18 protein-coding genes and 4 pseudogenes are annotated in these 24,010 nt (G+C 69.0%); 15 read left to right on the top strand and 7 right to left on the bottom strand.

Going from position 1 to position 24,010, the window contains the following annotated elements:
• The first annotated feature begins 90 nt into the window (after positions 1-90).
• Positions 91-969: an LLM class flavin-dependent oxidoreductase gene (locus AWZ10_RS38615; RefSeq protein WP_060893358.1), complete on the top strand. Its 879-nt coding sequence runs from the start codon at positions 91-93 to the stop codon at positions 967-969.
• 310 nt (positions 970-1,279) lie between these two features.
• Here AWZ10_RS38615 and AWZ10_RS38610 read toward each other — a convergent pair whose 3' ends face one another.
• Entirely contained in the window at positions 1,280-2,428 is a 1,149-nt protein-coding gene (locus AWZ10_RS38610) for a hypothetical protein (RefSeq protein WP_208618628.1), read from the bottom strand.
• Between the two features lie 422 nt (positions 2,429-2,850).
• Positions 2,851-3,275, bottom strand: a pseudogene (locus tag AWZ10_RS38605) (pyridoxamine 5'-phosphate oxidase family protein).
• Between the two features lie 335 nt (positions 3,276-3,610).
• On the opposite strand from AWZ10_RS38605, the gene AWZ10_RS38600 reads away from it, so the two are divergent.
• The 3 genes from AWZ10_RS38600 (at position 3,611) to AWZ10_RS38590 (ending at position 7,806) form a co-directional block, all read left to right on the top strand.
• On the top strand, positions 3,611-4,237 hold the full coding sequence (locus tag AWZ10_RS38600) for a class I SAM-dependent methyltransferase (RefSeq protein WP_046703502.1): 627 nt from the start codon (positions 3,611-3,613) through the stop codon (positions 4,235-4,237).
• Between the two features lie 961 nt (positions 4,238-5,198).
• Positions 5,199-6,062: an endonuclease/exonuclease/phosphatase family protein gene (locus tag AWZ10_RS38595; protein ID WP_060893357.1), complete on the top strand. Its 864-nt coding sequence runs from the start codon at positions 5,199-5,201 to the stop codon at positions 6,060-6,062.
• Between the two features lie 484 nt (positions 6,063-6,546).
• Complete coding sequence (locus tag AWZ10_RS38590; RefSeq protein ID WP_046703500.1) at positions 6,547-7,806, top strand: MFS transporter; 1,260 nt, start codon at positions 6,547-6,549, stop codon at positions 7,804-7,806.
• Between the two features lie 259 nt (positions 7,807-8,065).
• Here the strand turns inward: AWZ10_RS38590 and AWZ10_RS38585 are convergent, their stop codons facing one another.
• A complete protein-coding gene (locus AWZ10_RS38585; protein WP_046703499.1) occupies positions 8,066-9,640 on the bottom strand; it encodes a TIGR03086 family metal-binding protein in 1,575 nt (524 codons plus the stop codon).
• Positions 9,641-10,789: 1,149 nt separating this feature from the next.
• Here AWZ10_RS38585 and AWZ10_RS38580 point away from each other — a divergent pair.
• The gene (locus tag AWZ10_RS38580) at positions 10,790-12,106 is read left to right on the top strand and encodes a DUF5685 family protein (protein ID WP_046703498.1); all 1,317 of its coding nucleotides are present in this window, start codon (positions 10,790-10,792) and stop codon (positions 12,104-12,106) included.
• Between the two features lie 412 nt (positions 12,107-12,518).
• Here the strand turns inward: AWZ10_RS38580 and AWZ10_RS38575 are convergent, their stop codons facing one another.
• The gene (locus AWZ10_RS38575) at positions 12,519-13,454 is read right to left on the bottom strand and encodes a LysR family transcriptional regulator (protein WP_060893356.1); all 936 of its coding nucleotides are present in this window, start codon (positions 13,452-13,454) and stop codon (positions 12,519-12,521) included.
• A gap of 115 nt (positions 13,455-13,569) precedes the next feature.
• Here AWZ10_RS38575 and AWZ10_RS38570 point away from each other — a divergent pair, with 115 nt between their 5' ends.
• Both AWZ10_RS38570 and AWZ10_RS38565 read left to right on the top strand, forming a co-directional pair.
• Complete coding sequence (locus AWZ10_RS38570) at positions 13,570-14,403, top strand: inositol monophosphatase family protein (RefSeq protein ID WP_079104616.1); 834 nt, start codon at positions 13,570-13,572, stop codon at positions 14,401-14,403.
• A 107-nt stretch (positions 14,404-14,510) separates the two neighbouring features.
• The gene (locus tag AWZ10_RS38565; protein WP_060893355.1) at positions 14,511-15,134 is read left to right on the top strand and encodes an NAD(P)-dependent oxidoreductase; all 624 of its coding nucleotides are present in this window, start codon (positions 14,511-14,513) and stop codon (positions 15,132-15,134) included.
• A 332-nt stretch (positions 15,135-15,466) separates the two neighbouring features.
• On the opposite strand, the gene AWZ10_RS38560 is transcribed toward AWZ10_RS38565, so the two are convergent.
• A complete protein-coding gene (locus tag AWZ10_RS38560) occupies positions 15,467-15,943 on the bottom strand; it encodes a hypothetical protein (protein ID WP_046703496.1) in 477 nt (158 codons plus the stop codon).
• A gap of 99 nt (positions 15,944-16,042) precedes the next feature.
• Positions 16,043-16,582 (bottom strand): AAA family ATPase, encoded by a 540-nt coding sequence (locus AWZ10_RS38555; protein ID WP_046703601.1) that lies wholly within the window; start codon positions 16,580-16,582, stop codon positions 16,043-16,045.
• Positions 16,583-17,540: 958 nt separating this feature from the next.
• On the opposite strand from AWZ10_RS38555, the gene AWZ10_RS52635 reads away from it, so the two are divergent.
• From AWZ10_RS52635 to AWZ10_RS38535, 5 genes and pseudogenes are all read left to right on the top strand, one after another.
• Positions 17,541-17,711 carry a hypothetical protein gene (locus AWZ10_RS52635; protein WP_086747943.1) on the top strand — a complete coding sequence of 57 codons (171 nt, stop codon included), beginning with the start codon at positions 17,541-17,543 and terminating at the stop codon, positions 17,709-17,711.
• A 761-nt stretch (positions 17,712-18,472) separates the two neighbouring features.
• A pseudogene (locus AWZ10_RS56040) lies at positions 18,473-18,740 on the top strand (IS256 family transposase); the annotation flags it as partial.
• Positions 18,741-18,925: 185 nt separating this feature from the next.
• Positions 18,926-19,473, top strand: a pseudogene (gene tpg, locus AWZ10_RS38545) (telomere-protecting terminal protein Tpg).
• 383 nt (positions 19,474-19,856) lie between these two features.
• Entirely contained in the window at positions 19,857-21,074 is a 1,218-nt protein-coding gene (locus AWZ10_RS38540; protein ID WP_425264529.1) for an alpha/beta hydrolase family protein, read from the top strand.
• A gap of 142 nt (positions 21,075-21,216) precedes the next feature.
• A complete protein-coding gene (locus AWZ10_RS38535; protein WP_060893353.1) occupies positions 21,217-21,603 on the top strand; it encodes a Tn3 family transposase in 387 nt (128 codons plus the stop codon).
• Positions 21,604-21,671: 68 nt separating this feature from the next.
• Here AWZ10_RS38535 and AWZ10_RS38530 read toward each other — a convergent pair whose 3' ends face one another.
• Complete coding sequence (locus AWZ10_RS38530; RefSeq protein ID WP_046703492.1) at positions 21,672-21,920, bottom strand: hypothetical protein; 249 nt, start codon at positions 21,918-21,920, stop codon at positions 21,672-21,674.
• A gap of 150 nt (positions 21,921-22,070) precedes the next feature.
• On the opposite strand from AWZ10_RS38530, the gene AWZ10_RS38525 reads away from it, so the two are divergent.
• From AWZ10_RS38525 to AWZ10_RS56030, 3 genes and pseudogenes are all read left to right on the top strand, one after another.
• On the top strand, positions 22,071-23,081 hold the full coding sequence (locus tag AWZ10_RS38525) for a hypothetical protein (protein WP_046703491.1): 1,011 nt from the start codon (positions 22,071-22,073) through the stop codon (positions 23,079-23,081).
• Between the two features lie 236 nt (positions 23,082-23,317).
• A pseudogene (locus AWZ10_RS56035) lies at positions 23,318-23,716 on the top strand (helix-turn-helix domain-containing protein); the annotation flags it as partial.
• A gap of 20 nt (positions 23,717-23,736) precedes the next feature.
• Positions 23,737-24,010, top strand: a 274-nt coding sequence (locus AWZ10_RS56030) for a transposase (RefSeq protein WP_425264530.1), incomplete at its 3' end; no start/stop codon positions are given.

The following is a 24,010-nucleotide window of genomic DNA, read 5'->3' as shown; positions in this document are numbered from 1 at the left end:
AGGTCCGAAGCCGCGCCGGAGACCGGCCGATGTACGCCAGGCGGGAAACGTCGTTGATCCGCTCCTCGTCCGCCGCGTAGGTTCCCCCGCATGACAAACGTACGGATCGGTGTGATGCACGACCGCGACTGGGCCCCGGAGGGGCTGCCCGAGTTCGCGCGGCGGGCCGAGTCGCTCGGTGTGGACGACCTGTGGGTGGTGGAGGACCTCGGCTGGAACGGCGGCGTGACGGCGGCAGCCGTGGCCCTGGGTGCGACACAGCGCCTGCGGGTGGGCATCGGCATCGCCCCGGCCCCGCTGCGCAGCCCGGCGCTGCTGGCGATGGAACTGGCCACGCTGGCCCGGGTGTTCCCCGGCCGCCTGGTGGCAGGCATCGGGCACGGCGTGCGGGAGTGGATGGCCCAGGTCGGCGTCGCGTCGCGCTCCCCGCTGGCCCTGCTGGAGGAGACGATCACCTCCGTGCGCGCGCTGCTGCACGGTGAGCGAGTCGAACTGGCGGGGCGCGAGGTTCGGCTGGACGGAGTCAAGCTGGTGCATCCCCCGACCGAGGTCCCGCCGGTCGTCGCGGGCGTGGTGCGGCCCCGCTCCCTCGAACTGTCCGGCCGGGTCGCCGACGGCACACTGATCGCCGAGGGTCACGGTCCGCGCGATCTGGAACACATCCGCGAGCTGACCGCCAAGGGCGCCACCGGCGACCACACCCTGACCGCCTTCGCCTTCGCGTGCGTCGGCGACGATCCCGACGAGGTGGCCCGCACCCTCCACCCCCATACCGAGGGCCACGGCGCCTGGCTGGGCCGCCCTCAGGAGGAGGTCTTCACCGTCTCCGGCGATGCCCCCCGGGCCGCCGCCGCCATCCGCGAACTCGCGGCGGCCGGGGCGGACACGGTCGTCCTGCGCTTCGTGGGCGAGAATCCGCTGGGGCAGTTGGAGGCCGTGCTCGGCGCCTGGCAGGCACCCTCGGTCTGAGGTCCGACGAAGGGCCCTGCGGAGTCGATACGTGACCGCACACCGGCGCGGCTCACCGCAGCCAACTCGCTCGCCGACGCCGTCCCGCTCGCCGAGGCCTTCCCGCTCACCGAGGCGCTGACCTCGCGAGCCCTCCGCCTGGTCGATCCGGACATGCGACCTTCAGTCCGTCCGGATCGACTTCGCCGGTTCGATCGACTCCGCCGGTTCACCGCACGTCAGGACGCGGTCATCGAGCGCGTGTACGTGCAGACGAGTTCCAGCCGTTGCTCCGGCCGGGCCCGCTGTCTCGCAGCCCGAGCCCGACAGGTCAGTGCTCGGAACCGGTCGGCTGGTTGTCGGTGTTCTTCTCGTCCTGGGCCTTGGCGGCGGGGCGCAGTGTCTTTGCACTGTCCTTGAGGCGGTCCAGTGTGCGTGTCAGCTGCTGGAACGCGGATGCCGTCGGCGTCCCGGACGGCTGCTGGGCGGCGGGAGCGGCCTCGGCGGCCTCGCGGTAGGCGGCTAGCGCCTCGTGGGCGCGCTCGGTCGCCTCCCGGTACAGGTCCCGGGACTCCGTCATGGCCTTCAGCGCCTCGGCGTACTCGGCCACCCGCTGCCGTTCCCGGGCGAGTTCCTCTTCGAGCGTGAGGAGATGCCAGTCCTTGCGCAGCGCGGTGAGGGCTTCGTCGGCACCGTCCGGCAGCGGCTGCGCCAGGGCGGCGAACCGCGTCACCGCCGCGACGAGGTCGGTCGGCTCCGAACCGTCCAGGAAGACTGTTCGTACGGTGAAGTCCTGGGCGTCGTAGGCGGACGGCGCGGGGGCGCCGGGCAGCACCACCGCACCGCCGCGAGGCACCTCCGCGTCGAACTCCCGCACCGCCCAGTTCACGACCCGCAACTGGTGCGGTGCGGCCCGGTGTTCCACGACGCGGTGACGCAGGCTCGGCGGCAGCCATCGCGCCACGGGTAGCCGGCCGCGCTCGTCCGTGGTCATCGCCTCGTGGACGACGACGTGGACACACCATCCGCCGTGCCCGGAGTCTCTGAGCAGGCGCCTTACGTCCTTGTCGTCCTCAGGCAGGGTGTTGATCCTGCTCAGCGACACGCCTGTGGCGGCGTCGTGGTCCCAGTCGCCGTACTCCGGCCAGAACCGGGTGACAGGGGACGGCCATGCCGGGTCCCACGGCTGTTCCGCCTCCGCGAGCAGGGTCCACTCGCGCCCGCCGCCCAGGTCGGGCGCGAGGCTCAGCCGGGCGCGTACGGTCACCTCGTGGGGAACCCGCCAACGGGCCTCGAAGACCGGCTCCGGCGAGTCGCCCACGGCGTCGGGAACCTCCAGGAAGTCGTCGATGACCTGGCTGTCCTTGAGCTGGCGCAGGGTGCGACGGAGTACGTCTTCCGCGTCGGGTCCGACGTGGCGGCCGCGAGCCGGCCACACCGTGGGAGGAGTGGTGGGACGGGCGGTGGGGGAAGTCGGCATGAGTCCATCAGAGAGCAGGGGCACACGTGCGTGTACCAGTATCCTCGCCGTGGCCCGACGGACATCACCCGGGGTCCCGCCCGGGGTCCCAATCGGGCACCGGCCTGTGCTGGGCGACCGTCCCGGAGGCACCTATTGGTGCTCATCTCCCCGGTCGGAACAGGCGTCCCGACCGGGGAGGGACTCGCCCTTCGAAACGACGTCGGTCACGCCAGACTCGCCCGCCGTGTGTCGCCACCTCTGACGGGGTGTACCGCGTCCGTGAGGTTGACGGTCGGCCGAGCTGCCGTTGCCGTCCGGCACGCGACCCCGTATCGCGGACTTCGCGAGCTGGCCGTCCCCGGCGTCCCCCGCTCCACCAACCAGGCCGGCATCGCCGAGAACACCGCCGCCGGATCCCTTTCCTTTGCCTCACTTTCGCCTCAGTCCCGGGATGGGGCGACGGAGTAACTGAGGTCGTGGACCGTGAGCGAGGCAGGCGTCAAACGCAGCCATCTCGTGCCTCGTTCGCCCGGGTCGTCGTGCGGATAGCCCACGAACCGCGCATCCCACAGAGCCTCGTCCGCTCCCAGATAGCGGGTCAGCTTACGTCGGCTCCTCAGCACGTCGAACGGCACGAGCTCAGCCTGCCCCGGGCGATCACCTGTTGCACGCGCCTCGTCACGAGATCGCATTCGTCGACCACGAGGGCGACGTTCGGGTCGTTTTTCACCCGGCCGAACAAACGGGCCCACGGGCCCGTCAGTACCCAGAAGGCGCCGTCCTCCCACAGGAACCAGACGTGGCGCGCTGTGGGCCCATTGGTGGCGATACGAGCGGTGAGCGGCTGCTGCAGGAAGGTGTCCACATCGAAGCCACGAGCTGTCACATCGCCAATCCTGCGGTGCCACGCGCTCCTTGCCCACCGACCTCCGACCCAGGACCAGGGCCCTACGGAGGCAGAGCGGGCCGTGTCACGGCCCGACGCTCCGATGCCTACCCTCCGTCGGCGCGAGGCACGCCGCGGTCATCGGCGCAGGCCCGGCGTTCGGGGGCGTCCAAGGGCGGTGGCGGAGTGCCGGTACTCGAAGGGGAGGACGAGGTGGTCGATGCCGAGGGGCGCGGGCCCGTTCGAAGGAGCGTAAAGTGCGATGGACCGTCCTCTCCTCTGCTGGGCGAGGCTGACCGGAAGGCACGTCGCAGATGACCGGGGAACGCGACCGTTGGGCGGAACTGACCGGCGGACAAGCCGGGGAGGCGTACTCCCGGCGTTTCGCGCGACTGGCCGAATCGGGCCAGGACATCCACGGCGAGGCGGCCTTCTGCGCCGCGCTGCTGGGGCCCGCCTCCCGGGTACTCGACGCCGGATGCGGCACCGGTCGGATCGCGATCCGACTCGCCGACCTGGGCCACCTGTGCACCGGCGTGGACGTCGACCCCTCGATGCTCGCCGTCGCCCGCCGCGAAGCCCCCACACAGGAGTGGCTCCTCGGTGACCTGGCCCGCCTGGACACCCTCGGCCTGAAACCGGGCTTCGACCTGGCACTCGCCGCGGGAAACGTCATCCCCCTGCTTGCCCCCGGCACCGAATCAGCCGTCGTGCGGCAGCTGGCCGCCGCATTGCGCCCCGGCGGACTGCTGGTCACGGGCATGGGACTGGACGCGGCGCACCTGCCGCTGCCCGAACCGCCGGTGACCCTCATGGAGTTCGACCACTGGTGCACCCAGGCCGGACTGACCCTGCGGCAGCGCTACGCCACCTGGAGCGGCGACCCCTACTACCAAGGCTGCGGTTACGCCGTCAGCGTGCACTCCCGCCCCACCACCTGATTCCGCACCTGCCGGCGGTCGTCCAGCCCAGCGGATGTCGTGACCGGACCGCGTGGGCCGGCTGCAGCCTCTGCCCCTCCTGATCGGCCGGTCTGCACAGTCGGTGGACGGGCCGGAGTCCGCGTGGGCGAGCAGCCCGAGGAAGTGGTGGGCGGCCGGCACGGGGGAGGCGGTGCGCATGTACTCCAGCGGCTGGCAGGCCACGGGCCGGGTGGCACCGCCACCGTCGGGTTTCGCGGGGAAGCCGATGATCTGGTGGAGTTCACCTCTTCCGCGGCTGGACGACCGATGCGCAAGTTCGCCCCCACCAAGCGCGGGTAGGCATGCTTGCCTTGCGCACGCCACCTTCAGCTCAGCCGTCCGACGCGTCGAATGATGCTCTGTCTGCACCGCAGTTGGCGCCCTGGCTCGCGGCGGACGAAAACGTGTTGGCCGGCCGCCGCTGTGCTGCGACTGTTCCGCTGTTTCCCAAGGCGGAGGACATTTGTTCGTTTTCGTGTGTACGGGGTGTGGCGCAAGGCTGCCGCTCACCGACCTTCTGCTGCGGCCCAAGGTCCGCAGGTGGGACCCGTCCTCCCGTGGGACGGATCTGATCGATCCGGAACTCGACGGAGAACTCGGCACACCCGTACCGGGACATGCCTGGCCCGACTGGGAGCGCTGGCTCGCCGGCGCCCGGCGGCTACTTCGGCGGCTGCCCGGCCGCCCTCGTGGACCGTCTGCGCGGCACCTTCGGTTTCCCCTCGCCCGCGACGCTGCTGCGAGAGATCTTCCGGACTCCGGCGACCACGGTCGGCTCTCCGCTGGGCGGGACGCGTGCCTCGAGTTCGACGGCCTCGGTTCCTGACGCAGTGGTGGTGGGGGCAAGCCTCGACGGCGAGCCTGGTGGAGGCCCAAAAGCATGGTTTGCTGACTACCCCGTCTCATCGCCTCGTGCGTGGAGTCGGAGGCATCGGATGCCATGTGGATCTACGTTGAGGAGGCAGCGGTGTTCGGAAGGGACACGCGGTTGCTCGTGGGTGCCGTGGTCGTGGCCTGCATGGTCCTCGTCGGCCCCAGTGCGCCGGGCGATGCCCTCTTCGGTAGGTCCTCGCCCGTCGACGCCGTCAAGGATGTCGTTCCGAACCGGGTGATGACATGGAACATCTGCAACCCTTGCGACGAGAGCAACGTTGACCGGGCTGCGGAGATCGCCGCGGTCGCGCCCCAGGTCATCGGCCTGCAGGAGGCTTGCGTGCGTGACGTGGAGAGGATCCGGGAGTATCTGAAGAGTTTTCACGGGCTGGTCTATCACGTCGAGTACGGGTCGGTTCTTCGGAGTTGGGGCCGGTGCGGGGGAGTGCCGTGGAGTCCGGGAGGCTTCGGGCAGGCCATTCTCTCGGCGGCGCCGTTGACGGACCGCGTCAGCGTGCAGTACCCGGAGGGTGGGTCGGAGGACCGTGGGTACATGGCGGTCACCACCGAAGTGGGAGGTCGGCCGATGCGGGTCCTCAACACGCACCTCGCCCAGCGGCGTCAGGAGGCGTTCCGGGCGGACCAGATCGATGTGCTCGCCGGGGAAGTCGCCCGGTACGACCGCGCGATAGTTCTCGGTGACTTCAACGCTGTGCCGGACGCCCCCGAACTCGCCCGAATGTGGACACTGGCCGCGGACGCGGACCCCGGATGTCGCCCCCCGTCCGCCGGCGCCTGCGGTCTGACCACCGACTGGCAAAGCAAGTTCGACTACATCTTCCTCAGGGGCGTCGCCCCGCTCGGGCACCGGGTGCGGCCCTCCGAGTCTTCGGATCACCATCTCTTCCACGCTGATGTGGACCCAACCTGAGGCGCTTGTGCGGCCGTTGACCTGGCGGAGCCCTTGACGTGGGCCGCCGAGTGATCGTCAGGGTTGGTCGGGATGCAGGACGAGAGCGTGCGACCGGCCGAGTGCTCACTGCGCAATTTCCGCTCACTGGGCCGGAAGCGGCGAGGTCGTGGGCACGGGGGAGCGCACAGGCGGCGGAGCCAGTCCGGATGGGGCGGCCGCTGTCACCGGCTGCGTCGGCTTGGGCGTGGATCTGACGGAGGGCGCGGGTGACGACGACCCATCGGTCCCGCGGTCTGGCTACCACAACGCAAGGCGTAGGGGAGTGGAGCAGGCGTGCACTGTCTTGCTCCGCCTGTGAGGTTGTGGCCTGCTCCGCCGATGTCGATCACTGTTGTCTCCGGCGGTCGGCAGCCGCCGGCGGGAGGGAGGCTGCGGCGGGAGGGAGGCTGTGGTCAGTTCTTCGCCTCCTCGGTCACGATCTCGGCGCCTATCGTGTCGAGGGGTGAGCGACGCCGGCGGAATCGAGAGAGCAACTGATGGGCCGCGGCAGGTTCCGCTGCGGCGCAACAAGGGCTTCCGGATGCTGTGGATCGGCCAGCTGCTGTCCGATACCGGCACGCAGATCAGCGGAATCGCCTACCCGCTGCTCATCCTGGTCCTGACCCACTCGGTAGTGCTCGCCGGGGTGGTGGGTACGCTGCGGGCGATCACCATGCTGTCCCTGCAACTGCCCGCCGGGGCGCTGTCGGACCGGTTCGACCGGCGGCTGACGATGATCATCTGCGACATCACGCGCACCGTCCTGCTGGCTCTGCTCGGCATCCTGATCGTGCTGGATCTCGCGACCTGGCAAATGGTCCTGGCCGTGAGCCTGATCGAGGGGGCCGTCGGCGTCATCTTCGCCCCGTCCGCCGCCGCCGCTCTTCCGGGAATCGTGCCGGACGAGCAACTCGAACAGGCATGGGCTGCCACCGAAGGCCGGACGTACGGTGCCGGCCTGGCAGGCCCGGCGCTCGGGGGGCTGCTCTTCGGGGTGGGCCGGGCCGTCCCCTTCCTGGCCGACGCCGTCTCCTTCGCCGTCTCGTCCTGCATGGTGAGCCGGATCCGCGGGCGGTTCCGCCCGGAGAACGCGGACGGGCGCAAGCGATTGTGGCGTGAGGTGACCGACGGCCTGCAACTCGTCTGGCAGGTGCCAGTCCTGCGGGCGGCGGTGATCCAGACGCCCCTGGTGAACTTCTCCTTCACCGGCGTGATCTTCAGCATCACCCTCGCGATGCAACGGGACGGCACTTCCACCGTGGTGATCGGCCTGGTGCAGGCAGCCATCGCGGCAGGCGGGCTGCTCGGTGCCGTGGTCGCACCCCGGCTGCAAGGGCGCATGCACCTGGCGACCCTGACCACCACCATCACCCTGGCCGGAGCCCTGCTGTTCGGCGCCGCCGCCCTGCTCATCCCGTCACCGCTGGTGGCGGCGCCGGTCGCCCTGGCGCTGCTGCTCGCGCCGTCCGCGAACGGCGCGCTGGTCGCCGTGGTGCTTCGCAGTACGCCGGAGGACATGCGCGGCCGGGTCATCAGCACCGTGATCATGGCGGCCACCGCGCTGGCGACACTGGCACCACTGATCGCCGGCCTGATCATCCAGCACGTGTCCGGCGCCTGGGCCGTAGGCGCCTTCGCCGCGTCGACCGCCATCGCGGCCGTGCTGTGTCTGATCCTGCCGGGATTTCGGCACGCGGAGGCCCCGGTGGCCGCACTGGACTGAGTGGCTGGATCAACAGACCGCCTGGGGTCGTGCCCGGGGGCACGGTGCCCCCAATTCGCAATGTGCCCGCGGTAGTCCAGGTGCCCGCAGTGCGACCTTTCTCCGCGACGTCCAACCGACTCCCACCTGGAAACCGGAATCCTCACTGGTCACAGCCTTGATTCGGTGGCAGCACGTGATGATCAGCGGTGGCGCCCTCTGAGAGTCCTCGACGCATCGGCCCGGGACCTCACCCCGCGGACCGCGGGGTGAGCAGTGGTCAGGTGACGGTGCGGCCCAGGTAGGCGGCCAGGTGGTCGAGCGGGGTGGCGTTCGCGGGCGTCGGCTGTGGCGCGGCGAAGGAGCCGGCCGCGGTCCGGGGCAGGGGGCCGTAGATCTCCCGTACGACGGGGAGGGCTGTCTCGGCGAGGTGCTGGACGGTGTCGTAGGGGTGTCCGACGGCCTGGGCCAGGTCCCATCCGTGGACGAGCATCTCGATGACCAGCTGTTCGACGAGTCGTCGCCCGGGTGCGGGGCCGTAGCGCTGGACGAGCATGCCTGGGCGGGCGAAGGCCGACCGCGCGGCCCGAGACGCGGAACGGAATGCCGCGATGTGGTCGGCCCCGATGTGGTCGGCGGTGAAGTCGGAGCGAGGGGCGCCGTCGGCCAACGAGGCCCACAACAGGTTTTCCCAGATCAGATGGTTGAGGAGAGTGCGTACATCCCAGTCGGCACAGGGCGTCCGTCGGTCGAACTGCTCCGGTTCCACCGCGGAGACGAGCAGGCCGACCGCATCCAGGACCTCGTCGCAGGCGTGGAGCACGCCGGCCGGTTCCCACGTGTCCTCCCCGGCGTCGTACAGCACGTCGAGTTGCGCGGCCCGTGCACCGGGTTCGGGGTGCGCCCGCAGTGCCGTGGTGAGCCACTGGCCGGCTGCCGCCATGCTGGGTCGCACGGGATGTCCGTTGATGACGCACAGCAGTTGCCAGTACCGCTCCATGTGCGGGTCGGAGGCGACCTCGAGCTGGCGCAGAAGCAGGGACCTGGCCTCGGCACCGTCGACCGGTGTGGTTCCGTCGGAGGCGGTCTGTGTGGGGATCCACGTCCCCATGACGGCGGTGACGACGGGGTCGGCCGCCGGTGAGTCGGGGGCGATGCCCTGGTCCCTCGCGGTGTCCACTCGCCGCAGCCAGTCGTCCGTGACGCGTTCCGCCTGCCGCAGCGCGTTGTCGTCGTGCTCGCCCGGGTGGTGCTCGGCTGCGTAGTGGGCCATGCGTCGCAAGCCGGCACGCAGGGCTGGGGTCGTGACGAGTGCGCCCAGTTCGAGCCAGGCGTCCACCTGTTCGTCGGTGGCTTGGGCGGGCAGGTCCGGGGTGGCCGCGAGCAGGCCGCGCCGGTAGGTGGGTACGTTCAGTTCTCCCAGCGTTTCGGTGACGAAGTCCTGGATGACGGCCCGGCGTTCGGCGGCCGACATGTGCGCCAGCTCGGTCATGGTGGTGAGCCCCTCGGCAGTGGTGTCGCGGCGGATGACGGAGCGCAGCACGGCCTGCTGCGTTCGCAGTGCGCGGATCTGCGTCTCCAGCGCGTCGATGTGGGTCGCGGCCACCTGCGACAGGGTGTCCTCGCGCTCCAGTACGGCTCGGATCGTGGCCAGTCCCAGTCCCAGCCCGCGCAGTGTCTGTGCCAACTGCAGGCGGGAAAGGGCTTCGGGGCCGTACAGCCGGTAGCCGGCCGGGGTGCGGTGCGCCGGGTGGACGATCCCGACGTCGGACCAGTGGCGGATCAGCTTCACCGACAGTCCGGTCTTCCGGGCGACCTCCCCGATGCTCCAGAACATGTTGTCACCGACGTGCATACGCTCCACCCTGGGGTCTCCCACGGAGGGAGAGTCAACACGCACCTCACCCGGCCGCGCCACCGCCACGGGGCGCGGCACACCAGAGGGGCGGGGCCTCACACCGTGCTCGGACTCTCCGGGCTTGTCATCGATGCCTGGCGCTCCTGTGCGGCGGTCGAGTCGCTCAGCCAGCTTTCCAGGACGGCGAAGTCCGCCTCGGTGCCAACCGGTCCCGGAATCGACGCGGTGCAGGAGAACCCGCCCTCGCCCGTCTCCAGTGTGGCGCGAGGCGAATGCCGGCGATTCCGCCCAACTCGGCGGCGTAGGGCTCCGCATCCAGCGCAAACGGTGCGGCGCCGTCGCTGAGAGAGTGCCCCTTTCGCCTCGGTAGGCGGGGTGAGGCTGTGCGGTGGCGGTCCGGGAGGCGGGGAGGAGCAGGGCTTTTGCGGCGGGTGGGCTGGGTTCGGCGGTGTAGGTGAGCAGGGGGATTCCGGGTTCGTCGTCCACGGCCGAGCCGTGCAGGGCGAGGGTGAGGTCACCCGTCAACGGATGGGACGAGGCACCAGCCAGCCCAACCGCGTACGCCACGCGGCCTCTGATCCCGCGAGCCGGTTCCGCTGAGCGTATGGGGTGGAAGTGCAGCTGAAGGGCTCCTCGGGGTTCCTCGGGCGCCTTGGTGGGACAGCGGGCGCCGGCGCCCGCGCGGCCGACGGCGCAGGCCGACCGGGATCGGCCGGCGGAATTGGCCAACTGCGTTACGGTTCAGCGGCCCGGAACAACGCGTCGCCCCGAACACATCTGGCGCGCCGATCGCGTTCCGCACGGTCGCCCGCCGCAGCGCCAAGTCCGGCTGCTTCTTCACTGGATCGCCGGACGGCGCAAAGAGTACTGCCGCGAGGGTGACCAGATTGTCCGTCACGTAACGATCTTGGACGAACTCGTTCTCGCCGGCAGAATCCCGCGGGACTGACCCTCTAGGATGTCGGCCGCGCGTCGACAACACATGCGGTGGACATCACGCGCGGTCGTGCCTCATGGGCGCTCGTGAGTCCTTGAGCCGTCCATCTGGCTGTGTCCGGGTATCTGTATTTACGGGGGCGAACTTCGGTGTTCGGAATCATCAGACCATGCCGTCATCGCCTGGGTGAGGGCCTGCGTACCGAGTGGATGGCGCATCTGTGTGGGCTGTGCCTGGCGCTGCGCGGCGAGTACGGGCAGTTCGCCCGGGTGGCCACGAACTACGACGGCCTGATCGTCTCGGTGCTGACCGAGGCGCAGTCGGAGCGTACCGGCGACTGGCGGCGAGGCGCCGGTCCGTGCCCGCTGCGCGGGATGCGGTCGGCGGACGTGGCGCAGGGCGAAGGTGCGCGGCTGGCGGCGACGGTGTCGCTGGTGCTGGCCGCGGCGAAGATACGTGATCATGTGGCCGACGGCGACGGCCTGTTGAGGCGCCGCCCGGTAGCGCTGGCGGCACGCCGGATCGCCCACGGCTGGGACCGTGCGGGCGCCGCGGGCGGCGAACGGCTCGGTTTCGACACGGCAGTGCTGCTCGGCGCGGTCGAACGTCAGCCGCAGATCGAGCGGTTGACCGGTCCCGGTGGCTCGCTGTTGACGGTCACGGAGCCCACGGAGACAGCAACCGCCGCTGCCTTCGCGCACACAGCAGTGCTCACCGGCCGTTCGGGGAACGTCGAACCACTGGCGGAAGCCGGCCGCCTGTTCGGTCGACTGGCTCACTTGTTGGACGCCGTGGAGGACCTGGACGCGGACGAGGCGTCCGGCGCGTGGAACCCCATCGCCGTGACCGGCGCCGACCGCGCCGAGGTGCGCCGACTCTGCGACGATGCCGTCCATGGGATCCGACTCGCCCTGTCCAGTGCCGAGTTCGTCGATGGGCGGCTGGTACGGGCCCTTCTGGGCGGCGAGTTGGAGCGTGCCGTCGACCGTGTCTTCGAGCCCTGTAGTCACCACCGGCGCCGCCACCAGGCGCGGGACCCGTTCATGCTGCCCTGGCCGGGGCACCGTACGGTGACGGAGGCGCCCTCGGGGGCCGGCGTGGGTACGGCCTGCGGTGTCGGGGCGCTTGCGGGCGAGGTCCAGGAGGGCGCGTCGATGGCGTCGGCTCGGCCGCGGGAGGGGGAGTGTCGACGGTGTGGCCAGTGGCGCCGGTTGTGCGGCACATGCGGGTTGTGCTTCAACTGCTGTACCTGCGACGACGACGCCGGACAGGATGAAGGAGAGCCCTGGCAGTTCGGCGACGGCAATCGCAACGGCGGCTCGGGCCGGGACAGTTCCGGGGGTGACGGCTGGGGCGGCGGACCGGGCGGCGGCCACTCGGGCGGCTCTGGCGGCGGTTCGGGCGGCGGCCACTCCGGCGGCTCGGGAGGCGGCGGCCGTGGGTCCGGTGGTGGCTCGGGTGACGGCTGCTGCGATGGCGGTGGGTGCTGCAACCCGTGCAAGTGCTGCTGCGACTGCTGCGACTGAACGACGGATGAGCTGGGCGGGCCCCGCCCCGGAGGGCAGTTGGGCGCGGCCTCTCGTCACGGCACGCGTCGAGAACGGGGTAGGCCATGGTGGGCGCCGCGCGCACGGCGCCCACCGTGCTCACGGCGTCCGTCGCCCCTGCCAGAAAGCCGCCGGAGCGCGGCTGGCTCACCCCCGGCCGTGGGCGCCGGGGGTTTTGGGCCTCCGCCCGAACCTGACTTGCCCGGCCTGGCTTGGCCCGTGCGCCGAAACGCAACACAACCGCTGTCGGAGTGGGGCGGCCGCATCCGCGCGGTGACTTCCGAAGCCGGCGTGGAAACGGTCCGTGCCGTTGTGCTGCTGGTGCGTGAGCGGCGCGGGACTTCGTGGGTGCGCGGGGCCCCAGGAGTGGGTGTCTCGTTCAGTTGGGGCTTCAGGCTCCGGTGTGGTCCACGGTGGTGTCGTCGGTGGGGTTGCATGCGTTGTGCAAAGCGGTGCGTGCCTGCCCGCGCAGCCAGGCGTGGGCAGGGTCGTTGTCGTAGCGCTGGTGCCACGCGAGGTGGATGGGGATGACGGGCATGGCCAGCGGTAGGGGCAGGGTGCGCAGGCCGAGGTCGTCCAGGACAGGGCGGCTGATGAGTCGGGGCACGGCCGCGACGAGGTCGTGGTGGCGGACGAACTGCAGGGCGGTGGCGTTGGTGGGGGTGGCGGCCACTACTCGCCGGCTCACGCCCATGGCCTGAAGTGCGTCGTCGATCGGGTCACGCAGCCGTCCTCGGCGGGAGACGGTGATGTGTTCGGCGGCCGCGTAGTCCTCGAGGGTGAGCGGACCGTCGCACAGGGGATGGGCGGGGCGCAGGGCGAGGACGAGCCGGTCGTGGCCCACGATCTCGTGGCGGATCTCGGGGGAGGAGGGCTCGCTGGATCCGGCTTCGAGGTCGATGTCTCCTCTTCGCGGGTCATGGGTGTCGGTACTGGCTTCGGCCAGGAAGCGCAGACGTACTCCGGGTGCCTCGGCGCGCAAGGCGTGGAGCAGGGCGGGGCCGGCTGCCGCGGCCAGAGCGTCGTGCCATTTCAGAACGAAGGTTCGCTCCAAGGCTGTCAGGTCGACTTCTGTGTGGGGGGAGAGGACCGATCGGGCCTGCTGGACCAGGTCGTGCACGGTCGCGCGCAGAGCGAGGGCGCGGGGGGTGGGAGTCATGGTTCGACCGGTACGGACAAGGATCTGGTCTCCGGTGGCCCGGCGGATGCGGCCCAGAGTGCGGCTCATGGCGGGGGCTGAGACATGGAGGCGGGCGGCGGCGTCGGTCACGCTGCCTTCTTCCAGCAGAGCGTCGAGCGCGGTGAGCAGATTCAAATCCAGTTGCATGAGGGTAAATCCAGTCGTAATTAGATTGCATTTGAAGTTAATGATGCCTGGTCCTACCGTCGAAGGCGAACGGCCGAAAGGCCGACCCACTTCCCCTTCTTCGTCAGGAGCGATCATGAACGCCTTCTCTGTCACCCCTATCGCCTCCGCCGGGACCGCTCAGCTCGAAGCGGTCCTGGAGCGGGCCGTGACCGTTGTGAAGACGGCCGGCGAACGTCTGCGGGAGCGCTATGACGTGGACGGGCGCCCTGCTGACCTCGACGAGATCGTCCGCGCCATCCACGCCAACGACGAGGCGGTCCTCGCGCTGCTCAGGCAGCCGCTGCTCGAAGCGCGTCCCGGGTCCCGGTGGGAGGAGGACGAACTGGCAGGCGGCGTGCTGCCCGAGGGCGAGTGGTGGGTGGTGGACACGGCTGAGGGCAACATCAACCACATCCACGGCATGGGTGAGTGGGCGGTGACCGCCACGCTGGTGCGCGACAACGTTCCGGTGCTGACCGTGGTCCACCTGCCGCTCACCGGTGACACCTATACCGCTCTCCAGGGCAGGGGGGCGTTCCTCAACGGAGAGCCGCTGCGAGCCTCCTCCAAGACCGACCTGCGGGCGGCTCTGGTGGGCACCGGCCAGGCCAAGCCAGGTGAGGACGAGGAAGCCCTGCGCCGCATGGGCGCCTCGGTGACCGCCATGCTCATCAACGCATTGGTCGTGCGGGTCTCGGTGCCGGCCACGATGCAGCTCATCCACGTCGCGTCCGGCCGCATGGACTCCTTCTGGCAGTTCTCCGACGTGCGCTCGGGCCTCCTGCCCGGCGCGCTCCTGGTCTCCGAGGCCGGCGGCACGGTCACCGACACCCTGGGAGAACCGTGGAGCCTGGCCGGCAACGACTTCCTGGCCTCCGCTCCCGGCCTGCATGCCCAGGCTGTGGAGGTCCTGTCCGACCTGGGCTGACCCTCAACACCCGGTTCGGATCTGCGCCGAGCGCCCCGGACCGGGCGGGTGCTTGGCCACGTACCCCTTTCCATCCACCTTCCCTGCTACCACGACTGGAGATCATCGTGAAGATCGCCGTACTCGGTGCCACTGGACAGACCGGTCGGCTGGTGATTGCGCGCGCCCTGGAACGCGGGCATGACGTCATCGCCCTGGCCCGCCGACCGGAACAGGTCCAGGCGCCCGCATCCGGAAACCTGCGTGTGGTCCGGGCGGATGTGACAGACCCCGGCAGTGTCACCGCAGCCGTTGAGGGCGCCGACGTCGTGGTGAGCGCTCTGGGCATCACCAAGAAGCAGGACCCGGCGATTCTGATCGAAGGCGCCCGCCAGATCGCCTCGGCCGCACCACGCGTCATCTGGCTGACCTCCCTGGGCATGGGGGCCACCGAAGGAGCGTTCGGCACATTCACCGGCGCTCTCCTCAAGCGCATACTGCGCCATGAGTGGGACGCCAAGGATGTCTCCGGCCGTGCGGTCCGCGACGCAGGCGGAACCGCCGTCCATGCCGGGCCGCTGACGAACAAGCCCTACCAGGGCAACGGGCGCCTCGTCCGTGCCGAAGAGTTCAGGCCGCGCATGATCCCGCCCACGGCACCGCGCGCGGCAATCGCCTCCCTCATGGTCGCCGAAGCGGAAACGCCGCGTTTCGCCGACGCAGACACCATCGCCCTCGTCGAGACCAGCTGAGCTGTTCCCTATGACCATCCGGCCTGCGTACGACGCGATCGGGCGCGGAGGGACGCTGGGCGGGGTTGTGGTCTGACGAGGGCAAGGACGCGATGCCCCGGGCGCTCGATCCCGTCGGCCGCCGAATCATGCCCGTCGCAGTCCTGGAACGCCTCGCGCCCCGACTCTCCGAGTAGGGTGACGGATCCGCCAGGGTCGTCCGTTCGGCCGCGAGCGACGCCGGACGGGGTGTACAGGTGACAGGGCGCCGCATCCCCGGGCAGTTTCATGGCTGACAGGTTCTGCGCCCTTGTCGTTCAGTCCGACGTCGGGTGTGGTGCCTTGCCCGGGAGTCAGTCCCAAGCGTTGAAGTGCATCCCGCCCAGCGTGGTGACGCCGTGATAGCGCACCTGGCGCCACTCGGCTTGGGACTGTGACGAAGAGGCCACCTCGGAAAGCGGTGTGACGAGTTGCTTGTCGGTCAGGACCACGAATCCTGCGGCAGTGAAGGGGTGGGACCACGGCGGTGGGTCGACGAACTCGTCTGCGTACCAGTCCCGGCGCTCCTGGGTGAACGCGATCCAGGGGTGGTGGGCGTGGCAGAGAACGACAAAGTATGCCGCGTCATGGGTCACTGATGCGGTGTGAAACGTCCGAGGGCAGGCCTGTTCCCCTATCTCGCCCACCTGGCCGTTGGCGGCGCGGGCGGCTGCGTACAGCGCGGTGCGAAACGCTCGCCGACCCGTTTCCGGAAAGGGCCCGGGCTTCATCTGGAAGAAGCCTGTGGCACCCGGCGGCAGCGTGAACACAGCGTCCAACGCATCGACCATGTGACTCATTCTGCCGACAAGGATCCGTACAACGAGACCGGGATGGCTCGCGAAGGCAGCCTGAGACCGTCGCGGAGCGTGGATGACGGCAGGCAGCTTTCATGAGGCGGGCCGAGAGATCATTGAACTGATCACGGCGACGCGGTGGGCCAGGCTGTCCGCAGGGATGTCGATGACTTCGTAGCCGAACGCGCGGTAGCTCTCTTCGTGGATTCTTTCGAAAGCCAGTGATTCCTGGAAGCTGATTCGCCGGGCCTCGGTCGGCTCGCAGAATCCCAGATTGCGGACGAAGAGCACCTGCCGCTCGTAGACTCCTTGCGAAGTGATCCGTTCGAGCTCCGCAGCCAGCGCTCGGGACACGGGCCACCCCAAGTAGGTGGTCAAAGCGTGGGTGCAGACCGGTGATCGGTCGAACACCTGAACAGAACCGCTGGCCTCCAACTGTCGCTTTCGCTGCAGAGCGACGATCTCGTCGACGAAGGACTGCCGGGTCCATGGCTGGTCCTCGCCCTGGGCCTGTGCTTGCGCGATGACCGCAGTTGCCGCTTCCTCGACAACGCCGTAGCCGATCTCGTCCAGACACCGCAGGATTGATGTCTTGCCCGAGCCCGGCGTGCCGGTGAGAACGTACCGTCGCATGATCCGAGAACCCATTCTTGCTTGTCGGGACAGGTCTATCGGCCACTGTCCAGGGTCACTGTCCGTTGCCTCCGGCCGGAGGCAACGGACAGTGGAACCCTGAAGATGGGGATGAAGGACACAGGCGGATCCTCGAACGGCTGATGTGCCGGAGAAGCGTCCTGATGTCCGAGGCCTTGAGCAAGGCGACCGCGGCCGGATTGCTCAACGTGTTTCTTGATTCCAGTACACCCTGTCGGTCGGAGTCTCGGCAACCACCGCTGAGCCACCGGGTGTCGAAACGAACGGTTCGGGAGTCCTGCCGTATCAACTGCATTCTTCGATGACGGTGGTTGATGCTGTGGGCGCACGGCTCACGCACGCGGAAGTCCGTCAACTCGTGGATGGTCTGCTCCAGCCGTGACAGCCGCTTCTCGAGGCTGGCGCGGTTGCCGTAGAAGGCGGTGCGACCCTGAAGTCGTTGGCGGTGGCACGTGGGAGACCACCCGTCGCCTGAGGGAGTCCTCCGCACATGACGCGGACTCAGCGCGCGCTCGCCTCCTGGCTGATCGACACCACGGGTCTCCAACGAGCCGTCCGACCCAACTCGTCCGGACGAGCCAAGGCTGGATTCGAGGTCGATCAGATCGCCCGCAGGCCGGCAGACGAGGAGCGCGCGGCCCGACTGACGATGGAAGCGGTGAGTGATCGGTCGCCCTGGATCCACACCGAGGCGTCCAGGCCCGAGGGCAAGCACTGTGCTGCGGGATGGTGCCCGACCCTGACGCGTCGGGGTGATCCAGGGGGCAGGGCGGAAGGCCACCTCCACACCGCGATACAGGGGAGGCGTTCACGGACCGGCTCAGGTAGCTGATGTTCCGGCCGGGCTCCGGTCTGCAGCGACGCGGCTCCGACGGTCAGAGGTCTACCTGGGGGATACGGGGGCACACGGACCTCAGTCTTCGAGAGGAATCGCTCCATGCTTGGTATAGCCGCGGCAGTACTGTTCTTCATCGCCTTCCTGATCAACGCCGCCGAGATCACTACGAACGATGTCTTCTCCTCGTCGAACGTCATGCTCCTCGGCCTGATGCTCCTGGCCCTGCACGTCGCGGGGATCGGGAGCGGCTGGTCCGGACGCAGACGCTGACAGAGACGGAACCCGGGGTGGGGTGAGGCCATGACGGCGTCTCACCTCACCCCGGCTGCCTGCACGGGCACTGGTCTGCGCCTTCGGTCCACTGGCTGACTACGGAAACGGCACGGAAACGGCGCGCACGGACAGGGATGAGGTTCCAGCCCGGTCTTCTGGCCGCAGGCTTGGTGAATCGGGGAAGGTCGGGGGTACACGGGCTGGCATGGCACCGAAAAGTGATCACTCAATGCCCTTGCGAGCCGTGCGGCAGCTGCGCCGGATTCGCGCCTTCTACGCGACAGCTGCCTTGCTGTGGGCGGCATTGGCTGCTTGGGAGGGTTGGAAGCATCCTGGGAGCCGGCCTATGTGGGTGTCTTTGCTCCTGCTGGTGGTCTTCATGGGGCTGTTGTCCGTGACGTCCCTGTGGTTGTGGCGACACCAGACCGTTGCCGCGGGCGAAGCGGCGCATCAGGGCGCTCCGCGCGGGATGGCCCCCCGCCCCGGGAACCGCCTCAGCCCCGGTACCTGACGAGCCGCCGCCGCCTCACGACAGGGCCTCAACAGACACAACAGGCACCTCTGGGTTGCGGTTGAACCGGGCACTGTTCATCGCCGCTCCTCTCTCGTTGCCTGCCGGGTCTCCGGTGGCTCCAGGGAAGCGGTGTACGGGTTCGACCTGAGCCGGGGGTTTGCTCCGGCTTCTGGCTGATGCCCGCATAGATGAAAGGCCACCGGCTGACCTTCGAAGTGCCCAAGCCTTGAAGGAGATCAGCACGATGACCGCACCAGACAGTCTGCTCCTGCACGCCCTCGCCGAGGACAACCTCGCCACGCCGAGTCCCGATCTGCTGCGCGCGAGGGTTCAAGACGTTCGCCGACACGCTCATGGCCGCTGAGGCCGACGCCCTCTGCAACGCCGGGTACGGGCGCATGCGTAGTTGGAGGCCGAGGGCCCGACGCCCGGCAGCGCAACCGCGCACGAGAGGCGGATCGAGCAGGGACCGCCGGACGGATCGGGCCCGGGCGAGGTGCAGCGGCACGGCTACCCGATCCGGGAACACCGCGGCACTCCAGCGGAAGACTCGGTGAGATCGTAGACACGAGCAGACCGATCAGCATGAAGTGCTCGGAGAATGCGGCTGCAGTCAGCCAGGGGGCCGCTTTGTTCGGCCGGTTCCACTGTCGGCCTTTCGAGTCGGGACCAGGCCGTGGAGAGCTCGGCGCGATGAGTGGGCCGGCAGTGGCGGCGAGCGAAGCCGAATCAGGGCCGACGAGCGGCGTCCGCACAGATGTTGATCCAGATCGGCTACCTGCTCCGGCAGTTGGGCAGCGCGAAGGCCGTCGGGCAGGAGATCGGTGTCACCTCAGACTCCGTCAACCGCTACCGGCGCGGGGCCCGCAAGCACGCCCGCGCCGACGTCGCCGCGAAGATCGACGACGCGGTACGGGCCCGTTGACAGCCCCAGGTGCGCAAGCGCCGTCAGCAGCAGGCCGCGACCTCCGGCGGGATCACGGTGGAGACGAGGGCCTGGTTCGGCCACACCGCGACGGTCGGCACGACCGACGACGGACGGTTCCGCCGCCTCACCGTGCACCTCCCCCCGACCTACCACAGCGCCTGTTCGCCGCCCGCGCCGCCCGAGCCAGCGACCAGGAGATGCGTGGAATCATCGCCGAAGGATTCAAAGAGGTCTATTTTCAGGAAGGCGGAGTGCGTGCCGCGGCACTCTCCGACGTCGCCATCAACGACATCGATTACCTCGACCTCGACTTCTGAGGCGGAGAGAACAGTCGTCCGCTTTCCGGAGCCAGTGAGCCGAAGCACGATAGATGTCACCAAGGCAGACGTGTTGTCACCAGGACGTCGGCACAGGGCGCGTCGGGCTGTCTGCTGGGGTTGCTGGGCAGCTCAGGCAACTGGAGGAGCCCAGGGCCTGGTGCCATCGTCGACAAGGTGCGCTGCGAGGCGCTGGGGCTGGTGTGCCGAGCGTGGCACCGGGCGCTGGGAGACGTGGGTGCCTCAAGATTCCCGAGGCGGAGCCGACCCTGACGAGTTGATGAGAAGTTACTCGGGGGATGTCAGGGGCGAGTCCCTCCGGCGACGGATGCCCTGAACGCATGCCAGGGCGGAGATTGGTCGCCATGCGAATTCAACCGGTCGTGAATACCACGGTGCCCCTTGCCCTGTGTCTGGTTATCTCGGCGGGGGCTGCCGCCTCTGCCGCGCCCTCCGCTCCGCCCTCGCCCCGTGCTCATGCGGGTGTGCGGTTCGAGTTGCCGAAGTCGACGGGACGGCAGCCGGTCGGGAGCACCGAGCTCCATCTCGTCGACAGTGATCGGCGAGACCCCTGGGCTAACGGCAGGGCCCGGGAGCTGATGGTCAGCATCTGGTATCCGGCCCCTCGGGCGAAGGGGTATCCCCGTCAGCCGTACATGCCTGCCGGCGTCGCGCGTTCCGTGGACGAATCCGGTTCCTTCAATCTTGCCGGGCCCGGCCAGGTGGACTGGGCCGACATCCGCACGGAGGCGGCCGCGATGGCCCCGGTCGACGACCGTGGGGGCCGGCCTGTCGTGCTGTACTCACCGGGCTTGCAGATCTCCCGGACGCTCGGCACCTCGACAGCGGTGGAGCTGGCGAGCCGTGGCTATGTCGTCGTCACCGTGGACCACACTTATGAGGCCCCTGCGGTGGAGTTTCCCCGGGGCCGGGTCGAGCTGCAGAAGCCGATGTCTGGAATCGAAGGATTGAAGAAGGTCCTGGACACCCGGGTGCGCGACACGCGCTTCGTTCTCGATCAGCTCGCCGTTTTGCACCGCGGTCGGAACCCGGACGCAGAGGGGCGCCGACTGCCCAAGGGGCTGGCGAAGGTGCTGGACCTGGAGCAAGTCGGGATGTACGGGCATTCGGGCGGGGGCGCCACTGCGGCTGAGACCATGCGCGTAGACCGCCGTGTCGACGCGGGTATCAACATGGACGGCACGCTTCAGTTCAACGACAGCGAATTCCTTCCCGTGGCGCGGACAGGACTGGACCGTCCGTTCATGCTCATGGGCAAGGCCAATCAGACGCACCTCAACAAGCCGTCCTGGCGGTCCTTCTGGGACCGCTCGACGGGCTGGAAGCGCGATCTGAGTCTGGAACAGGCCAGTCACTTCAGTTACACGGATGCTCAGTCGTTCGTGCCGGCCTTGGACGAGCGCCTGGACGTCCCGGCCCAACTCCGCGAGCAGTACATCGGCACGGTGGAACCCGAGCGCAGTACCGCCGCCCAACGCGCCTTCATCACCGCGTTCTTCGACCAGCACCTGCGTGACAGGCCCCAGGACTTGTTGAACGGCCCTTCCTCCGCTCACCCGGAGGTGCGTTTTGTCGATTGAGTACGGGCCCGGGCCCGTCCGTAGTTTCCAGACCAAAAACAACGGTAAGAACTGAGGGTTGATCAAGCTCTGTTGCGAGCCCTAGCGTGCCGTCCGTTTGGTGACGGTCGATGCTCAGGCGGTGGGTTCGTGGCGACTCAGGATGTGTTCTCGGCGGAGGAACTGGCGCGGCTTCGGGGTTTCCCGGGGCGAGAACCTGCACGCCCTGCGCCGCTCTCTCGCGTACGCCGGTGAGGGAGCGCTCCGGCGCCGGCACCATGAGCAGCAGACCGAGCAGATGTGGTGCCTCACTCTGGCCACCAACGCAATCGTCTGCTGGTCCACCGAGTACCACGGCCTCGGCGTGGCCGCCTTGCGCCGGACCGGCCGCCAGGTCGACGACGAGGTCCTGGCGCATATCTGGCCGACCCACCACGAGAACGTGCACTTCTACGGCACGCACTCGGTCGACATCGACGGCGAACTCGCCCAGCTCGACACCGACGGCTACCGGCCGCTGCGCGTCGCCGGGTCGGGCGCGAACGGATAAAGCGATGGGCAGCCGTCGGCGTTTTGCACGAACACCGACGGCTGCCCATCGTCTGGGGTGGCACCGGCCTAACCGAGCGCGACGATCTCCGGCGGGACCCGGAAGCCGACTGCCCGGCCGGTTACCGGGTCGTACGCCGGCACGAACGGGTTGACCGCGTCGGTGGGGATTTCGCCGCTGCCCCGCATCTCGCCAACAATCCGGTTGATCGACCTGGTGAGTCCCTTTAGGGATCGGCTGTCGGGGTAGTTCCCGATCTCGTACACCTGCTCGCGGGTCACGTAACCGCCCGCCGCGAGCGCGGCGGTGAAGCTCACTTTACGGGCCTTCGGCATGTTCGGGCGAGGCGACCAGCAGGTGGACGAAACCGTAGATCATCGACAAGATCCGGGAGCGAGTAGGGACACGCGGAACACGTGACACGACGTGCCCGAGGCCTACCCGTCCGACAATCGAGAGGGTGCTCCGTGAGACTGGCGAAGACGGCCGAGTTCAGGCTGCCGGACAAGGTGGGCGGTCCGATACGGGCAGGGTCGTGTCTGGTATCCGGTGTCGGAGTGTTCTACGCAGTCGTGTGGTGGGACGGCGGTGCCCGGTACGCGTTGGTGTCGATCGCCGATCAGGTGGTTCAGACGGTGCTGCTCGACGAGTTGGGTGACCCGTTCGACGCTTATGACGCCCCGGCGCCGGTGCTGCTCGACGACGGCGCATTCGGCGTGATCGCCGATGCCGGCACGCTGCGGATGTACGGAACCGATCTGCGGTTGCGGCGTGAGATAACGATCGCCGGCGACGACGTGCTGCATCGCTTCGCCAAACACGGGCAGCGGCCGCGGGTGACCGGCCACGCGAGCCGAGGAGCACTCGCGGCCGAGCACGTGGTCGTGCTCGATGAGCCGATCGGGACTGGCAACCCGCGATACCTCGCGTTCCTGCGCATCGGCGAGACGAGCGCCTCATGGACGCGGATCGGGACTCTCGGCCCGGACGGGTTTCCGGTCGACCGATTCGGCGACGACCAACTGAACCAGGGCCCCGACGTATCGGTCGACAGCTGCATCATCGGTGATGCGGTCGGCCACAGCGGCAGCATGCTGGTCTGCGTCGAAGGCTCGCACGCCTCGAGCGTGCGCAAGTACGGGGCCGACTTCTTCACCATCACCCGGGTCACGCCGGACGGGACGGTGATGGAGCCGCTCTATCAACAATCGGGATGGAAGCGCCTGCCGGGTAAGCACGCCATCAACGGCAAGGTCACCTCCTCGGGGCGCTACGTGCTGCTCACACCGGTGTTCGCGACCGGCGAATGGAAAGGCAGACAGCGCCTGTTCGATCTCGGGACAGGCGAAGTCCTCGAACCCGTCCTGCCCCGCGGTGCAGCCAAGATGCGGATCGTCGACCATGCTGGAACAACCTTCTGGCTCAGCGACGGCGCGCAGCGAATCCTGTGCGCCGAAGTCGAGGGCCCACACGGATAGGTCGCCACGAACAGATCGCTCGGTGGTGGCGGGGTCCATGTGATTCACGCCATGGCCTCGGATCGCCACCCCGAACGCGGTCACCGTCAGGGTCATTGCGTTCTCGGGTAAGTGCTGGTCACGGCGGTGATCAGGTCGTGTGAGCGGCGGTTGGCTTGACGGGTGGCTCGGGTGATATTGGTGGCGCCGGTGGTGCGGTGCCAGCCGATCGCGGTGTTATTGATCCGAAACGGTAGGTGTTCTGGGTCGTTGGCCCCTGCGTGAGCGAACTCGTGGGGGATGCGCGGCAGTTGTCGCCGTCGGCGCAGGAGGCCCTTCGGCTGCGGGCGGTGGCCGCGTTGGTGGCGGGCCGGACTCGCGAGGATGTCGCGGCGGTGTTCCAGGTCTCGCTCAAGGCCGTGGACAACTGGTGGGCGAAGTGGCTGGCCGACGGGCGCGAGGCGCTGGTAGCTCAGCCGCGTGGACGCCGGGTCGGTGAGCATCAGGTTCTCGGTGCGGTCGAGCAGGAGGCGGTCCGGCAGGCGGTTCTGGATCACCGTCCCTGTGACCTGGGGCTGGCGGGGCAGCTGTGGACGCGGGCCGGGGTCGGGGATCTGATCGCGAAGCTGTACCGGGTGCGGCTGACCGAGCGAGGGGTGGGCACGTATCTGCGCCGGTGGGGGCTGTCGTTCCAGCGCCCGGACAAGCGGGCGTCGAGCAGAACCCGGAAGCGGTCCGCGTCTGGCGGGAGGAGACCTGGCCGGCGATCCGGGCCAGGGCGAAGGCCGAGGGCGGGGAGGTGCTCTTCGCCGACCAGGTCGGCATCCGTTCCGACCAGGTCACCGGCCGCACCTGGGGCGCCAAAGGGTGCACCCCGGTCGTGCGCCGCTCGGGCAACCGGTTCTCGGTCAACGCGATGTCCGCGATCAGCACCAGGGGCCGCATGCACT

It is taken from the genome of Streptomyces europaeiscabiei, assembly GCF_001550375.1.
Classification (GTDB): Bacteria; Actinomycetota; Actinomycetes; order Streptomycetales; family Streptomycetaceae; genus Streptomyces; species Streptomyces europaeiscabiei.
Note: the sequence above shows the minus strand (reverse complement) of the source record. Positions and strands in the feature narration are given on the sequence as shown.

Excerpts from the sequence above, each read along its gene's own strand:
- AWZ10_RS38615 (WP_060893358.1), top strand. The coding sequence starts at position 91 with ATGACAAACGTACGGATCGGTGTGATGCACGACCGCGACTGGGCCCCG.
- AWZ10_RS38610 (WP_208618628.1), bottom strand. The coding sequence starts at position 2,428 with ATGCCGACTTCCCCCACCGCCCGTCCCACCACTCCTCCCACGGTGTGG.
- AWZ10_RS38600 (WP_046703502.1), top strand. The coding sequence starts at position 3,611 with ATGACCGGGGAACGCGACCGTTGGGCGGAACTGACCGGCGGACAAGCC.
- AWZ10_RS38595 (WP_060893357.1), top strand. The coding sequence starts at position 5,199 with ATGTGGATCTACGTTGAGGAGGCAGCGGTGTTCGGAAGGGACACGCGG.
- AWZ10_RS38585 (WP_046703499.1), bottom strand. The coding sequence starts at position 9,640 with ATGCACGTCGGTGACAACATGTTCTGGAGCATCGGGGAGGTCGCCCGG.
- AWZ10_RS38580 (WP_046703498.1), top strand. The coding sequence starts at position 10,790 with ATGGCGCATCTGTGTGGGCTGTGCCTGGCGCTGCGCGGCGAGTACGGG.
- AWZ10_RS38575 (WP_060893356.1), bottom strand. The coding sequence starts at position 13,454 with ATGCAACTGGATTTGAATCTGCTCACCGCGCTCGACGCTCTGCTGGAA.
- AWZ10_RS38570 (WP_079104616.1), top strand. The coding sequence starts at position 13,570 with ATGAACGCCTTCTCTGTCACCCCTATCGCCTCCGCCGGGACCGCTCAG.
- AWZ10_RS38560 (WP_046703496.1), bottom strand. The coding sequence starts at position 15,943 with ATGGTCGATGCGTTGGACGCTGTGTTCACGCTGCCGCCGGGTGCCACA.
- AWZ10_RS38555 (WP_046703601.1), bottom strand. The coding sequence starts at position 16,582 with ATGCGACGGTACGTTCTCACCGGCACGCCGGGCTCGGGCAAGACATCA.
- AWZ10_RS52635 (WP_086747943.1), top strand. The coding sequence starts at position 17,541 with ATGCTTGGTATAGCCGCGGCAGTACTGTTCTTCATCGCCTTCCTGATC.
- AWZ10_RS38535 (WP_060893353.1), top strand. The coding sequence starts at position 21,217 with ATGTGTTCTCGGCGGAGGAACTGGCGCGGCTTCGGGGTTTCCCGGGGC.